The organism is Enterococcus sp. AZ095b (genome assembly GCF_051714725.1).
Classification (GTDB): Bacteria; Bacillota; Bacilli; order Lactobacillales; family Enterococcaceae; genus Enterococcus_B; species Enterococcus_B pernyi.
Genome location: NZ_JBIOSL010000001.1, coordinates 855115 through 870677 on the forward strand (window position 1 = coordinate 855115; position 15563 = coordinate 870677).

Annotated in this window: 13 protein-coding genes, 1 tRNA gene and 1 pseudogene; 14 read left to right on the plus strand and 1 reads right to left on the minus strand. The window is 37.6% G+C overall.

Going from position 1 to position 15563, the window contains the following annotated elements; genetic code table 11:
* The first annotated feature begins 166 nt into the window (after positions 1–166).
* The 11 genes from IGJ99_RS04045 to IGJ99_RS04095 all read left to right on the plus strand — a co-directional run bounded on the left by IGJ99_RS04045 (position 167) and on the right by IGJ99_RS04095 (position 11506).
* Positions 167–934 (plus strand): ABC transporter ATP-binding protein, encoded by a 768-nt coding sequence (locus IGJ99_RS04045; protein WP_019723768.1) that lies wholly within the window; start codon positions 167–169, stop codon positions 932–934.
* Positions 924–2984 (plus strand): ABC transporter permease, encoded by a 2061-nt coding sequence (locus IGJ99_RS04050; RefSeq protein ID WP_224434584.1) that lies wholly within the window; start codon positions 924–926, stop codon positions 2982–2984. The genes IGJ99_RS04045 and IGJ99_RS04050 overlap by 11 nt, the downstream gene beginning before the upstream one ends.
* A 210-nt stretch (positions 2985–3194) precedes the next feature.
* The gene (locus tag IGJ99_RS04055; protein ID WP_010736035.1) at positions 3195–3344 is read left to right on the plus strand and encodes a teichoic acid D-Ala incorporation-associated protein DltX; all 150 of its coding nucleotides are present in this window, start codon (positions 3195–3197) and stop codon (positions 3342–3344) included.
* Between the two features lie 10 nt (positions 3345–3354).
* Positions 3355–4854: a D-alanine--poly(phosphoribitol) ligase subunit DltA gene (gene dltA / locus IGJ99_RS04060; protein WP_194179771.1), complete on the plus strand. Its 1500-nt coding sequence runs from the start codon at positions 3355–3357 to the stop codon at positions 4852–4854.
* Positions 4854–6059 carry a D-alanyl-lipoteichoic acid biosynthesis protein DltB gene (dltB, locus tag IGJ99_RS04065; protein ID WP_010736033.1) on the plus strand — a complete coding sequence of 402 codons (1206 nt, stop codon included), beginning with the start codon at positions 4854–4856 and terminating at the stop codon, positions 6057–6059. Before dltA ends, dltB begins: the two co-directional genes overlap by 1 nt.
* A 27-nt stretch (positions 6060–6086) precedes the next feature.
* Positions 6087–6320, plus strand: coding sequence for a D-alanine--poly(phosphoribitol) ligase subunit DltC (gene dltC / locus IGJ99_RS04070; protein WP_010736032.1), 234 nt, complete (start codon positions 6087–6089; stop codon positions 6318–6320).
* Positions 6321–6322: 2 nt separating this feature from the next.
* Positions 6323–7588: a D-alanyl-lipoteichoic acid biosynthesis protein DltD gene (dltD, locus tag IGJ99_RS04075; protein WP_023519278.1), complete on the plus strand. Its 1266-nt coding sequence runs from the start codon at positions 6323–6325 to the stop codon at positions 7586–7588.
* Positions 7589–7809: 221 nt separating this feature from the next.
* Entirely contained in the window at positions 7810–8892 is a 1083-nt protein-coding gene (locus IGJ99_RS04080) for a M42 family metallopeptidase (protein WP_010736030.1), read from the plus strand.
* Positions 8892–9686 (plus strand): DUF975 family protein, encoded by a 795-nt coding sequence (locus tag IGJ99_RS04085; protein ID WP_010736029.1) that lies wholly within the window; start codon positions 8892–8894, stop codon positions 9684–9686. Before IGJ99_RS04080 ends, IGJ99_RS04085 begins: the two co-directional genes overlap by 1 nt.
* A 61-nt stretch (positions 9687–9747) precedes the next feature.
* Complete coding sequence (locus tag IGJ99_RS04090) at positions 9748–10488, plus strand: MBL fold metallo-hydrolase (protein WP_224434585.1); 741 nt, start codon at positions 9748–9750, stop codon at positions 10486–10488.
* Positions 10489–10501: 13 nt separating this feature from the next.
* Positions 10502–11506, plus strand: coding sequence for a lipoate--protein ligase (locus IGJ99_RS04095; protein WP_224434586.1), 1005 nt, complete (start codon positions 10502–10504; stop codon positions 11504–11506).
* Positions 11507–11736: 230 nt separating this feature from the next.
* Here IGJ99_RS04095 and IGJ99_RS04100 read toward each other — a convergent pair.
* Positions 11737–13568: pseudogene (locus IGJ99_RS04100) on the minus strand (hypothetical protein).
* A 201-nt stretch (positions 13569–13769) separates the two neighbouring features.
* On the opposite strand from IGJ99_RS04100, the gene IGJ99_RS04105 reads away from it, so the two are divergent.
* From IGJ99_RS04105 to IGJ99_RS04115, 3 genes are all read left to right on the plus strand, one after another.
* Positions 13770–14297: a signal peptidase I gene (locus IGJ99_RS04105; protein ID WP_023519280.1), complete on the plus strand. Its 528-nt coding sequence runs from the start codon at positions 13770–13772 to the stop codon at positions 14295–14297.
* Between the two features lie 82 nt (positions 14298–14379).
* Positions 14380–15063, plus strand: coding sequence for an O-methyltransferase (locus tag IGJ99_RS04110; RefSeq protein WP_010736023.1), 684 nt, complete (start codon positions 14380–14382; stop codon positions 15061–15063).
* Positions 15064–15396: 333 nt separating this feature from the next.
* A tRNA-Arg gene (locus IGJ99_RS04115) sits at positions 15397–15470 on the plus strand.
* The last annotated feature ends 93 nt before the right edge of the window (positions 15471–15563 follow it).

Genomic DNA, 15563 nt, shown 5'->3' on the forward strand with positions numbered 1-15563 from the left:
TGCAGTATCAGCTTTTGAAAAATACGAATTATTTTTTTTTGAATAAAAAAATTGAATAAAAAAATTTCCAGGATAATTTTCGTGAGTGATCAGGTGACAAAATCAAAAGGGAAAAAAAGGAAAGGATGTGCTACTATTCAATTAAGGATAAAGGTGGAGGACTAGCATGAGTAAAATAATCGAAGTAAAACATTTAAGTAAAAGTTATGGAAGTAGTAAATCACCGGTCAAAGTATTAGACAATGTTTCTTTTTCAGTTGAAGAAGGAGAGTTTATTGGGATCATGGGGCCGAGTGGAGCGGGAAAGACTACTCTGATGAATATCTTATCAACGATCAATCTACCGACGATGGGTAGTGTGATGATCCAAGGAAATGAAATCACAAAAATGAAAAAACATGAATTGAGTGATTTCAGACGAAAAAAAATTGGCTTTATCTTTCAAACGTTCAATCTTATTGATACATTGAATGGTAAAGATAATATTTTACTTCCTTTGGCTGTTGAAAATATGGCGAAAGATGAAATGGACCGAAGAGTTTTACATGTTGCCCAGCTTTTGGGGATCGAAGAATTACTAAAACGTTATCCTGATGAAATGTCAGTTGGACAAAGACAACGCATTGCGGCAGCTAGAGCTTTAGTAGTAGAACCAGAGGTGATTTTCGCAGACGAACCAACCGGATCATTGGATTCAAAATCAGCAACAGAATTGTTGAATTATTTAAAAACAGTGAACGAAGTTGAAAAATCAACGATCTTATTAGTGACACATGATCCTTATACAGCTAGTTATTGCAACCGTATTTTATTTATCAAAGATGGAGTGATTTTTTCAGAAGTGATCCGCCGTGGGACGAGAAAAGAATTCTTTGAAAAAGTCATCGATATGCAGGCGACGATTGGAGGAGGCGGTAAAATCAATGCTTTATAAATTAGCCGCAAAAAGTTTTTTAAAACAATCAAGGGGCTACCTTGTCTATTTCTTCAGTTTGACCTTATCGACGATGATCTATTACTCATTTAGCGCGATGACCTATGACCAATCACTGATTCGAAGGGCAAGTCAAGATGTTTCGATAGATAATATTTTAAAGCTTGGTAGTTGGATCATTACTGTTGTCTTACTCTTTTTCGTACTCAGTGCTAATCGCTTTTTTCTCAATCGGAGACAAAAAGAGATTGGGATCTATCAATTATTCGGAATCAGCAAATTCCAGATTTCATCAATCTATGTGTTGGAAACGATGACCATTGGTTTTTTTGCTTGTTTGTTAGGGATTTTATTGGGAAGTATTTTCTCAAAATTGTTTCAAATGATTTTAGTACGAATGATGAAGATGGACATTACTAGTCGTTTTTTTATTTCTATCCCGTCCATTTTTGAAACCGTTGTGGTATTTTTTGTTATTCTTTCGGCAGTTTCTCTTTATTCACTATGGAAGATTTGGAGTTATCCCATGAATCGTAGTTTTGGGGAAAGAGAACAAGTGGAAAGTTCAATGTTGCGTATTCGCACAAGGCATCGTTTATTGGGCGTGATCGGAGTATTGATGATTTCTAGCAGCTATTTCGCTGCATTGAACTTCAGAGAAACAATTAGCCAGCTATTTGAAAAAAAAGTCAATCTAGGATTGATGATTGCTTTTCCCTTTTCAATATTGTTTGTCTGCATATTAGGGACCTACCTGTTCTTTCGTTATTCTTTTCGATTACTGCTCCATTTGTTGAGTGAATCGAGATTTAAGTACCGGGGAACCAATTTTTTGTTGATTGGGAATACACAAATCCATCTGTTAAAAGGCTGGCGAATGAATTCGTTGATCACATTAGTTATTGGCCTATCTTTGGCAATGATCGGCGGAATGATTGGAATCTCGACGCTCATTGCTCATCGTGAGGAAATTGATGCGCCTGTTTCTTATCAATTAGATACTCAAACGGCAGATAAACTGCGACCGATCTTAACAGAAGAGAATCAGAAAATCAGCGACGAATTAGTCTTTCATTACAAAGTAGTAGGGAGCTATTATAACCTGAGTATCGGTTCGGTATCTGGTGGCAATGAAATCAAGCCAGTCAATTTGATTTCAGAAAAAGAATACCGCGCCTTTCGCAAAATCAAACCTAGTCTGCCAAACATCAAACTTACAGAGAAAGACCATGCAATTATGTTAGATTCAGTAGAAACGATGTTTCGTAATTTTTCCAGTTATGGGAAAAAGATCTATCTGCCGGATAAACAAGAACTTTTGATCCAACAGGTTCTTCCTGGATTTTTAGGAGATGAGGGCATGACCTATTATGGACCGACATTGGTCGTTGCTCAAGAAGTCTTTGACCGTGTCACTGGATTAGAATATCAGATCATCAATTGGAATGTGACTGGCGGTAATCAAGAAAAAATGACCGAACGATTAAATAAAGAAGTAGCTACTAATTGGACACACACGATTTATTATAGTTATGAGATTACTGACCAAGGAATAGTTGGGACGATCCATACAGATGCTTCTAAAGAAGAGGAAAACGAATATTCAGAAAATAAATTGACAGGACAAACATCACGTTTGAATTATAATGCGCGCTATCCTAGGTTGCGTGCCATCGACCGCCAAATTGGGATCAATATCTTTGTTGCCCTTTTTGTTGGAATGATCGTGATCATCGCAACCGGTAGTATCTTGATGGTGCGACAATTATCCGAAGCTGAAATTGAACGAACCAATTATCAATTGCTAACAAAATTAGGGATTGCTCAACGCAAAACAAATCGGATGATCTATAAACAAAATGCGTTGATGTTTTTTCCACCAATGATTTTGGGCATCACTCATGCAGTATTTGCCATCAATGTGTTTTCTCAATATGTAGAAGGGGCAGACTATTGGTTGGCATACTTTGTCTGTGGCTTATTGATCGTCATTTACCTACTCTTTTACTTTATGACTAGTCGTTTATATTGTCGGATCATTGAGGAATAAGAAAAATAGAGCAAAAAGGGGATCTTATTCTAGCTGAACGAAGGACAGAATCGAGTTGTACGAATTTATTTTCGTACGGCTCTTTTTTTGTTCTCTTTAGTTAGTGACAAAACTGTTAGCTGTAAAGCGCATTCTGTTAGTAAAACAAATGTTTTTTTGTGGATAGAATGAGTAGAATTTGACTAAGGATCTAAATAGGAGGAAAAAGAGATGAAACAATGGTGGCAGCAACCACAGGTTCGATATTGGCGAACTTTTATGCTTCGAACCCTTGTTTATTCGACGATACTATTATTACTCATTTATTTGTATCATTACAAAAATATTCAAGGTGGAACATTTATATATAACGAATTCTAGGAGGGAAACGATGAAGAAAAAAGGAATCGTGGCTGCGATCGATTTTTGGGGAATAGCAAACCCAGATAGAATCGCATATCAGACAGCAGAGGAGCAACACACATATCAAGAACTGAAGCACTCCTCAGATGCATTAGGCTATTACTTAGAGAAGCGTTTGACTACGAAGGGGCCAATCGTCGTGTTCGGCAATCTAGAGTTTGAGATGGTGGTATCATTCTTGGGCGCAGTGAAAGCAGGACATGCGTATCTACCGATTGATGCCCAAACACCGAAGGAGCGGATCGAAGCGATTTTACGTGTCGCACAACCTAGTATGATCATTAGTTTAAGTGACTGGGAGATTGGGACAGATATACCAATCATCCAAAAAGATTGTTTACGCTCGATCATCGCCTCGATAGTTGGTTATCCATTTGAGCATGTAGTGAAAGGTGATGAAAATTTTTATCTTATTTTTACTTCGGGCACCACAGGAGAACCCAAAGGCGTGCAAATCAGTCATGATAACTTGGTGAGCTTTGTCGATTGGGTCTTGCGCGACTTTCCAATCAAAGAGGGACAAGCTTTTTTAGCACAAGCACCTTTTTCTTTTGATTTATCTGTGTTTACTTTGTATCCAGCATTAGTTTCTGGTGGGATCATCAAGCCTTTATTCAAGGAAAACGTCCAAGATTTTCAAAAATTATTTGCTATTTTACCACAATTAAAACTGGACATCTGGGTATCGACTCCTTCGTTTGTCGATATTTGCTTGATGGACGCATCTTTTGACGAGGGGCATTTACCAGAGCTGGCTACGTTCATTTTCTGTGGCGAGGAATTGACGAAGAAAACGGCGCAAGCGTTACTCGAACGGTTTCCTTCAGCCAAAATTTTCAACACGTATGGGCCGACAGAAGCGACAGTAGCCATCTCTAGTATATTGATCACAAGAGAAGTATTAGCTACGTATGAACGATTACCAATTGGCTATGTCAAGTCCGATACGACCGTATCTATTTTGAAAAATGGCGCAAGTGATCGTGGCGAGATTTTGATTACTGGTCCTAGCGTGTCAAAAGGCTATTTGAACAATCCTGAAAAAACGAAGGAAGTGTTCTTTCAAGTAACTGGGCATCAAAACTATCGAACAGGAGATGCAGGATATTTAGCAGAGGACGGATTGCTTTTTATTGAGGGAAGAATCGATCAACAGGTGAAATTACATGGCTACCGCATTGAATTAGGTGATATTGAACATGCGTTGCTTAAAGATGAACGAATCAATCAAGCAATCGTTGTTCCCAAATATCAAGGGTCGAAAGTCCAACAATTAGTGGCGTTTGTTGTACTGAACCAAGCGATTCCGGATACTAATTATCAGTTGATACGTTCGATCAAACAAAGGTTGACCGATTTTCTAATGGACTATATGATCCCACAAAAAGTGGCGTTTATTGACCAATTGCCACAAACGAACAATGGGAAAATTGATCGAAAAGCATTGACAGCTGAGGTGAATAGATGATGAGTCTCCCACATATGATTCCTTATGCGGAGCCGTATTATTTTCTATTACTGAGTTTTGCGTTAGCGCCAATCATTTTTTCTCTACTATTTTTCCAGAAACGTTTAGGAACTTATCAAGTTCTTGTAACTTTCTTTTTCTTGTTCATCAGCTTTGGAGGAACGTATTGGCAACAAGGACTTGCTTTGATTGGCTATGTGGTCTGGCAAAGTATACTTGTTTGGTGTTATTTCACTTATCGAAAAAAAAGAAATCAGAGTGTATGGTTTTATCTAGCGGTAGTTCTAGCAATTTTACCTTTAGCAATTACGAAAGTCACACCATTTCTAACATCTGGTAAGGGATCACTGCTTAGTTTTCTGGGTATTTCCTATTTAACATTCAAATCGGTACAAATGATCATGGAAATGAGAGACGGTATGATCAAAACCTATCATCCTTACCGTTATATTCAGTTCTTGTTGTTTTTTCCAACCATTTCTTCAGGACCAATCGATCGTTATCGAAGATTTGAAAAAGATCAGCTCCAACCACCAACAAAGGAACAATATCTGGAAATGTTGGAAAAAGGGGTCCATCATTTGTTTATGGGTTTTTTATACAAATTCATCATCGGTCATTATCTCGGACAGGTACTGTTACCCATCGTATCAAAAGGTGCCTTGGCTCATGGCGGAATCTCATGGTGGCTATTGGGTTACATGTATGTCTATAGTTTGTATCTCTTTTTCGATTTTGCTGGCTATAGTTTGTTTGCAGTTGGTACGAGTTATTTGATGGGCTATGATACCCCGATCAATTTCAACAAACCATTTTTAGCTTGGAACATCAAAGAGTTCTGGAATCGTTGGCATATGTCTTTGTCCTTCTGGTTCAGAGATTACGTGTATATGCGGTTGATGTTCTTCTTGATGAAGAAAAAATGGTTCAAGAGTAAGATCGTGACTTCAAATATCGGATACTTTGCATTGTTTCTATTGATGGGTGTCTGGCACGGTTTGACATGGTACTACATTTTGTATGGTATCTATCATGCAACGCTGATTTGTGTGACAGATTCATGGATTCGCTATAAGAAAAAACGGAAGAAAAAACTTCCTTCCAATCGCTTGACCCACGCATTTTCTGTTTTCATGACGTTTCAAGCAGTATGTGCTAGCTTATTGATTTTTTCAGGATTTTTAGATCAACTATTTTTTAAATAAATGACGAGTTTAAAGGAGAGAATAGATATGGAAGAACAAGTTTTAACGATTTTAGCAGAGATTACAGGTACAGATGAAGTGAAAGAAAATAAAGAAATCGATTTGTTTGGTGAAGGTTTATTGGATTCACTAGGATCTGTTCAATTATTAGTTGAGCTGGATGGACAGCTTGATGTACAAGTTCCTGTATCAGAATTTGATCGGGAAGAATGGGCAACACCAAACAAAATCATTGATCAAGTCAACGAATTGAAGGGATAATGATGAAGAAAAAGCTGTTTGCGATTTTTGGTCCAGTGATACTTGCGTTTATACTGATTGCGATTTTTTTCACTTCATCCTATCGCGTGAATGTAGCTGACCCAGAAATCATTCATAGAGCAGCCAGTTCGATGTCAGACAACGTCTTACGAGGGGATGTAATCAAAAATACAGCTTTTGCTGAAAAAAAGTATGTGCCTTTTCTTGGTTCGAGTGAATTGAGTAGGATCAGTCCCTTTCATCCTTCTGTTTTAGCCCAGAAATATCAACGGAGCTACGAACCATTTTTATTAGGTGCCCCTGGGACTCAATCGCTGAGCCAGTTCATGATGATGCGCTCAGCTAGTAAGGATCTCAGAAATAAAAAAGTAGTGGTCATCGTGTCTCCTCAGTGGTTCGTAAAAGACGGGGTGAAGGAAGACTATTTCAGTACCCACTATTCAGAGTTACAGACATTGGATTGGCTGTTTTCAATAAAAAAAGTGACTGCTTCAGATCGCTATTTCGCGCGACGTTTATTAAGTTTTTCAATCGTTTCGAAAGATGAAGACATCACGCGGATTTTAAGTACAGTACAAAAAGGAATCAAACCCAATGATAAAGAATTAGCAGGCTTGGAAGATAAATGGAACATCTTGAAGCGTGAGGATGAATTATTTAGTGGGATTGGTTTGACGGATAAACAAAAACAGATCGATCAAGCGACTAAACCATTACCGACTAGCTATGAAAAAGAACAACTAAATAAGCTCGCTACGCAGATTGGTGCTAGTAAAACTAAGAATAATCCTTTTGCTCTAAAAGATGATTTCTACAATACCCGAATCAAACACCATTTAGCTGAGTTGAAAGACTCACAGAAAGACTGGGATTATCGTTTTTCAAAGGAATATTCTGATTTTCAATTATTATTGCAGCAACTAGCAAATGAACATACTGAAGCATTATTCATTCTTCCGCCAGTGAATGAAAAGTGGAGTGATTATACCGGTTTGTCTCAAGAAATGTTGCAAGGATTTGCTAAAAAAATCAGGTATCAATTAAAGAAACAAGGATTTCAACACATCGCAGATTTAACCAAAATGGCTAATGTTCCCTACTTTATGGAAGATACGATCCATCTTGGGTGGCAAGGCTGGTTGACTGCAGATCAGTATATCCAACCTTTCCTAGAAGAGAAGCAACCGATGTCTCATTATCAAATGGATGATGCTTTCTATAGTAAGGATTGGCAATTACAAACCCCAGATACACTACCAGAAAAATAAACGATACATTGGAACCAAAATAAAAGACGAATGAAGAAATTCGAGGAATGACCTGTAACGTCCCAATAGAGGGGATGTTATGGGTTGTTTTTTAGATGTTAGCAGATTCAAAAGAAGACTGGTGTTATAATATGACTGCATAAATCAAACAAATATGCTGCCCAAAAATCAGTGAACAATGATATAATTCTACTATTAAGTATGGAAAAGAGGGAAAGCGTTTGAATAAAAATGAAGAACAATTATTGATTGATTTAACAACTGCGCGTGGCGTACCAGGAAATGAAGAAGAGGTACGAAAAGTCTATAAAAAATATGCAGAGCAGTTCACAGATGATATTTTTTACGATGGTCTAGGTAGTATCATCGCAAAACATGATTCTGGCAAGGGCCCTAAAGTATTTATCTCCGGACATATGGATGAAGTTGGTTTTATGGTTACAAAGATCACAGATAAAGGATTTATTGAATTTCAAACACTTGGTGGTTGGTGGGGCCAAGTCATGTTGGCACAACAAGTAGAAATCAAGACCCAAGAGGGAAAAATCATCCATGGCGTGATTGGTTCAAAACCACCACATGTCTTGACTGCTGAAGTTCGTAACAAACCTTATGATATCAAAGATATGTTTATTGACATCGGGGCGACAAGCAAAGAAGAAGCGACGGAATGGGGCATTCGTCCTGGTGATATGGTCACTCCTTATATTGAATATCGTCGAATGAATGATGGAAAATTCTTGTTAGCAAAAGCATGGGACAATCGTATTGGGACAGCTGTTTCTTTACGTGTACTTGAAAATCTAGCAAAAGAAGGACATCCGAATGTCTTATTTGCTGGAAGTGATGTACAAGAAGAAGTTGGTTTAAGAGGTGCGCGCACAAGTACTCATTTGGTCGACCCTGACATTGCGATTGCTTTAGATACAGGTACTGCTGGAGATACACCAGGGATGACACCGAAAGAGGCAGATTCAGTTTTAGGTAAAGGACCACAAATCTTGATTTTCGATGCTTCGATGATCCCACATAAAAAATTATTGAATTTTGTGATCCAAGTGGCAGAAGAAATGGCTATTCCATTCCAATATACTGTCATCACCGGTGGGGGAACAGATGCGGGCCAAATGCATGTGTCACGTAATGGTGTGCCATCTATTGCAATCACGGTACCCGTTCGTTATCTGCATTCACATACATCGATCATCCATGAAGAAGATTACTTCAATACAGTGAAGTTAGTTACTGAAGTAGTCAAACGTTTGGATAGTGAAAAAGTAGCAGAAATCAGGAGTTATGAGTAATGAAGAATGTTTCTGAATATCGAAAAAAAGCCCGAGCATCTTTAGAAGGACAGTGGGGGATCAATGCTTGGATCATTTTCCTTTCAGTCTTTATTGGGTTGATCATCCAGCAGCTTTTTGTAGGTATCTTCCCAACAGATAGCACACAGGCAAACATACTCAATTTTTTGCTCCAACACGTATTGATTTTTGCGTTTACTTATGGGGTCTATTATATCTCATTAGTTGTGGTCAGAGGTGGGCGAGCAAAATCCAATCTGTTATTTGCTGTTTTTCAAAAAGAATATTTTGTACCGATTCTGCTTATCAATCTTTTAAATACCGTATTTAATTGGTTAATCAACGGGATTATACTTTTGCCTAGTTTTTTGATTGGCGGATTCAATACGTATATCAATCTACTTTTTAATGGAAATGCATCACCGCAAGGGATGATAAATGATTTTACGATTGATCTGAGTTTTGCAGTCTTTACAACTTTACTATTCTTCGTGTCGCTATTTGTGATGACGATCGTTGCAGGATTATTCCAATTTGCTGCTTGGACAAAGTTTGACTATCCGAAACTGACAGTTATCCAAAGTTTGAAATATGCCTGGTTTTTATTGAAAGATCGTATTGGGACCTATCTTCTTCTACAACTTTCATTTATTGGTTGGTATATTCTCGGATTTATTGCGCTGTTCTTTGGTTTACTTTGGGTAATTGCTTATGTCAATGTGTCGATTGCACAATTTTACGAACAAGCTCGTATTGAAAAAGGCAGCCCAATGGAATACTTTCACTTCGAATAAGCAGTTTTTCTTATGAAAATAAGAAATTGTGGTAGCATAAGTTTTTGAGGGGGAATCAGTCATGAAATTAACCGTTTTAGGTTGCTTAGGTGCATATCCTTATAAAAAACAAGGAACGACGAGTTATCTGTTGCAAGCTGATCAATTTAATTTGTTGATTGATGCAGGGAGCGCAACGCTTGTGAAATTGGAAGACCATCTTGATCCGCTTGCTTTAGATGCTGTGATCATCAGCCATTATCATCATGACCATATCGCAGATCTAGGTGTTTTGCAATATGAATGGCAATTGCATCCAAACAGAGATCAGGAAAAGCTACTACCAATCTATGGACATACGAAAGATGCCAGTCATTTTGAACAATTGACGATGCCAGGAGTGTCCCAAGGAGTGTCATATGATCCAACCCAAGAACTTGAAGTCGGACCATTTTCGATCACGTTCTTGGAAACGATTCATCCAGTGGTTTGTTATGCCATGCGTATTGTCGAAAGAGCCACCGGAAAAGTACTTGTTTTTACAGGAGATTCTGGCTATTTAGAGAGTTTTATTCCCTTCGCTAAAGAGGCGGATCTCTTTTTGTCAGACACGTATCTTTTTGCAGGAAATGAGCGACACAAAGCGCATTTCACTTCAAAAGAATCCGGAGAGATCGCAAAAGCGGCAAAAGTCAAAAAACTGGTTTTGACACACTTGCCACAATTCGGTGACCTAACACAATTAGAGAATGAAGCAAAAGAAGCGGCTGGAGAAGAAATCGAAGTTGCTTTAGCTGAAGTCGATAAAGTGTTTGATATATAGGAGGACGAGCAGAATGATTTTTGTACCAAATGAAAACCATGATCCAAGAGTAAATTTAGCAATCGAGACCTTTTTACTGCAAGAGATGCCATTAGAAGAACCAATCTTGCTTTTTTACATCAATGAACCGTCAATCATTATTGGTCGAAATCAAAACACGATCGAAGAAATCAATCGTGAATATGTTGAAGAACATGGCATCCATGTGGTACGTCGTTTAAGCGGTGGTGGAGCAGTATATCATGATTTTGGTAACTTGAATTTCAGTTTCATCATGCCAGATGATGGGGATTCGTTCCGTGACTTTGCGAAGGTGACTAAACCAATCATCCAAGCGTTACACGAATTAGGTATTTCAGGTGCCGAATTAAAAGGACGTAATGACCTGGTAATCGATGGCTTGAAGTTTTCAGGGAATGCTATGTATGCTACAAATGGTCGAATGTTTGCACATGGAACGATCATGTTCGATTCAGACATTGATGAGGTAGTCAATGCGCTGAAAGTGAAAAAAGAAAAAATCGAATCCAAAGGAATCAAATCGATTCGTTCACGAGTTACAAATATCAAACCATTCTTACCTGAGGAAAAACAAGGGATGACAACCGAAGAATTTCGTGAAGACATTCTTTTGAAAATTTTCGGCGTATCTTCAGTAGAAGACGTAAAGACCTATGAATTGACAGAAAAAGATTGGGAAAAAATCAATCAAATTTCTGAGCAGTATTATCGAAATTGGGATTGGAATTATGGAAAATCACCAGATTTCAACTTTTCACGCCAAAAACGCTTTTCGATTGGGTCGATCGAGGTACATCTGAATGTCTCAGAAGGGATAATCGAGGATGTAAAAATCTTCGGCGATTTCTTTGGTCTAGGAGATATCAAAGATGTTGAACAAGTGTTGACAGGTATAAAGTATGACAAAGCTACTTTACAAGAAGCAGTGGAAACGATCGATATCAAGAAGTATTTTGGTGCAATCGAAGTACAAGATTTATTGGAGTTATTGTACTAAATAAGGTTGTGACAGAAGCGTCTTGACCTAGGAAGTAAGATAGAAAATTGAAAAATAGTTTTTCGTATTTTACAATTTTTTAGTTTAATGTTGAATGTCCGCTTCTGGAACATCATTTATTCGGTTGTAGGGTGATAAGCTGACGAATAGCCAATATCCCAGACCCGACAATCTGAAATAGATTATAAGACCTTCAAAAACAGCCTGTTGACTGCTTTTGAAGGTCTTTTTTAATTAGAGGGTATATTGATTTTTAGGCGATCGACCCACTTATCTTTTTCTTGGACCAAGGTGCTGCTGTATTTGTCGAGCGTGGTCTGAATCATCATCAAGTCATACTGTTCTTGTCGTATCAATTCTTCTGTCACATGTTTGGAAAAAATATTTTTCTCATAGTGTGTACTGTGCTCACAGTGGATCTGGATGTGAGAATTGATTTCTTGGATCGATAAATAGATTTCTCGATGCAAAGGATTTTCAATGGCTTGTGTTTCGCGAAACGAATGCTCTAAAATATGGATGAGTAATTGTGTGAAATCTTCATCATGGATCGGTAAAGAAGCTGGGATGTGGGTGTGAAAATCAACCTTGATATTCTTTTTAGCAGCGACTTCTTGATATCTAGCCAAAATCAAATTTGTTAGTTGGTGACCTGTCGGAAAAAGAGACAAATCCAATCGTCTTGTTTCGTCTACGATCCGTTTTAAGTAAGTTTTCACTTCGGCTTGTTCATTTGTATCAATCAATTGACTCAATTCTTCCATTTGTACAACAAAGTCATTTTTTGCTTGATCGATTTGTTGGATCTGTGCTTGGATTTTTGCATAATGTGTTTCGATCAGATCTGTTTTAGTTTGTAAGAAAAGACGTTCTTTATGGTAACTATCGATTTTCATGATATTCTCCATGATATTGTATCCGACAATAACAATCAGGAGAATCGCAAATAAGAGCGTGGACCAGTTGATGATCGAATGCCCAATCCCTAAGGCAGTTTGAATATAAAACATACAATGAAAGATAGCGATCAAAACGATCCAAGGACTACATACAGTGAAAAAACGATTTTGTTTATATGCTTCACCGATACTTGCTATAGAAGTAACTAGAGTGCTTACAACACTAACAACACTAGCGAAGGGCATCAATTCAGGTAATTCAAAATCTGAAAATAATGCATAAAGCAAGATGTTGGCAAAAACAAATGTTTGGAAATAGCAGAAATAACCATACCATTTCTGATAGTTTGTCATTTTGGACTGATAGTAAAAAATAATCAGTATAGAAGTCAAGATTACAAATAAGTGTGAAAAAATCGAATGTACGATTGGTTCAAAAAGAACACCACTCAAGATATCTTCCGAAATCGATTCAAATCCAAGCACGAAAGAAAATAGGCTCAAAATCAATAATGAACGATCTAATCTATTATGCCTGTAGAGAATATAGCTAGTCCAGATCAACAATCCGATGGCGATAACGAAAGCCAAGATCATCGCGATGACTTGTGGGATCGATTGTGAAAAAATGAAGCTGATCATTGGACTGGTGGTCCCCAAATAAACTTTGGGTGTTAGACCAGCATAATTTTGATAAGGCGAGGAAACAACGATTTTCAACGTCTTGCCTACATAGGGTTCTGGTAGATCGATGATCGATAAAGACAATCCAGGATTGTTTCGTGCGCTTTCTTTGGAGCGACTGTAGAGTAGCGCGTCATCTAATGAGACACTTAACCATTGATGATTGCCTTTGATCAAGAGATTGGCATCCGCCAATTCTTTATGTAGAGTAGTTTCCATTATAAATGGTTCATTCTTGTCGATGGACGGCATGTAGTCGATATGGTTACTGTCGAACTGAAAATAAGGATCGTGCTCGGAATAATAGACCCATGAATCATCAATCTGAGACATTTGTTTATTGTCGATTGGCGTGAAGAGGTAATGAAAAAATAAGCGATACTTATTATAAATAACGATGCAAATATAATAAGTACGCTCCATTTGATTTTCATAGAGAATGGTATAATTTTATTACGTCCGTTATTAAAAATAACCATAGACAAATCTCCTTTAATAAATTATCTAATTCCAGAGTAAACTTTTTTCATTTAACAGTCAATTTTTAGCTATTTTTATCGTTTTTTTTTGTTTGCTTGTTTATTTTTTTATAGAGAATCTTCAAACTGAGTATTAATATTGTCAAAAAAATTTCGTTATTATATTATAGATTTAATAAAATTTTCTTAAGGAGGTTCAATGTGCCTATCTATAAAAAAATAACTTTTTTCAGTTCGATTTCGTTAGTGGTTCTTCTAGCGATCATTTTGTGTGTCGTGCTGCTCCCTCGAGTATTTGGGCTGACACCGCATATCATTGATGACCAAGCGATGGCATCGTCTTATGCAGAAGGAAGTCTGATCTATGTACAGAAAAGAAAGACAGATACGATTTTAGTTGGAGATGTGATCACCTACTATGAAAATTCAGGTAAACATATCGTGACAAGAAGGGTCGTTGCTATTGAAGATCAACACCAGTATTTTTATACGAAAGCTGATGGAAAAACGCAAATCGAAGTTGAAGCAGTACGAGATCGTAATATTATTGGCACGCCTATATTCAAGATCCCGTACATAGGGTTATTGTTCTCACGGCATGCGTTCAATTGGATGAAATGGGTATTCCTAGGAATTGCTGTGTGCTTGTCCTCCATTACAGCTTGGCATACCTACCTTGAACTGAAACAACGTCGAGAGAAAGAAACTGATTTTTTTTCTGACATGTAATAATCATATTTTTATTTACCAGCTTCTCCCTCTTGTCGAAAGATAGGTTTCTTCGTATAATGTTTGGAAGAGGAGGGGAAGTATGCGTAATGAAATGATGCATCGTCCCGTTGTAAAAGAAGAGTTATTGGATTTTATGCGGACAAAACAAAAACAGTTAACTGGAGAATTGGGGAAAGTTGAAGAGGAAGCACATGCGGCGGAAGTGCCGATCATTCCTCATGAGACGGTCGTCTTTTTGCAGTTTTTATTAGGACAGATCAAACCAAAAGAAGTACTTGAAATTGGAGCTGCGATTGGTTTTTCCTCTAGTCTGATGGCACAAGTCATTGGAAAAGAAGGTCATGTGACGACGATCGATCGCTTTGACGTGATGATCAGAAAAGCGAAAGCAACGTATGAGCGTTTAGAGATGACGGATCGAGTGACATTATTAGAAGGCCAAGCGGCTGATATTTTGCCAACATTGACAGGTCCGTATGACTTTATATTTATGGATAGTGCAAAATCAAAATATATCGAATTCTTGCCTGAATGCCTTCGTGTATTGAAAAAAGGCGGCGTCTTGATGGTTGATGATATTTTTCAAGGAGGGACGATTCTTCTGTCAGATGAAGAGATCCCAAGAGGAAAACGAGCGATCCATCGTAAATTGAATGAATTTCTACGCGTGGTTATGGAACATCCGGATTTGACCTCTACGTTGTTACCTTTGGGTGATGGTGTGATTTTGATCACGAAAGAGGCAGAAACAATCGACTTATAATTGCCAGATTTTTTAGTAAAGATTCAAAAGAATGCTAGCTAAGCTAAGCGAGTAGCTAAGTCAATTTCATTGATAGCAAGGCAGAAGTTGAAAGTAGGGAATCTATCCAATCAAGTTCTGCCTTACTATGTTGGACGAAACAGACTTTCATGTTCCATGATAAAATGAAAAGTCGATCGTAGCAAAAAATTATAATATGAAAATCGTGGCTGTATTTTTACAGTAAAAACTGTAAGAAAAAAGTACGATAAAAATTTTTGTTTCATAAAATAACTATTTTGTATTGACATAAGCTTTCAATTTATCTATAATTATTTTTGTTCCGCTAAAGCTGTCATAGTAGCTCAGCTGGATAGAGCATCCGCCTTCTAAGCGGACGGTCGGGGGTTCGAATCCCTCCTGTGACGTAAAAAACCGTTAGAAACTTTTGTTTCTAGCGGTTTTTTTGTCTCTTGTGCTAAATAAGATTGATTCATCGCTGAACGTTGAAGGTGCTAGCT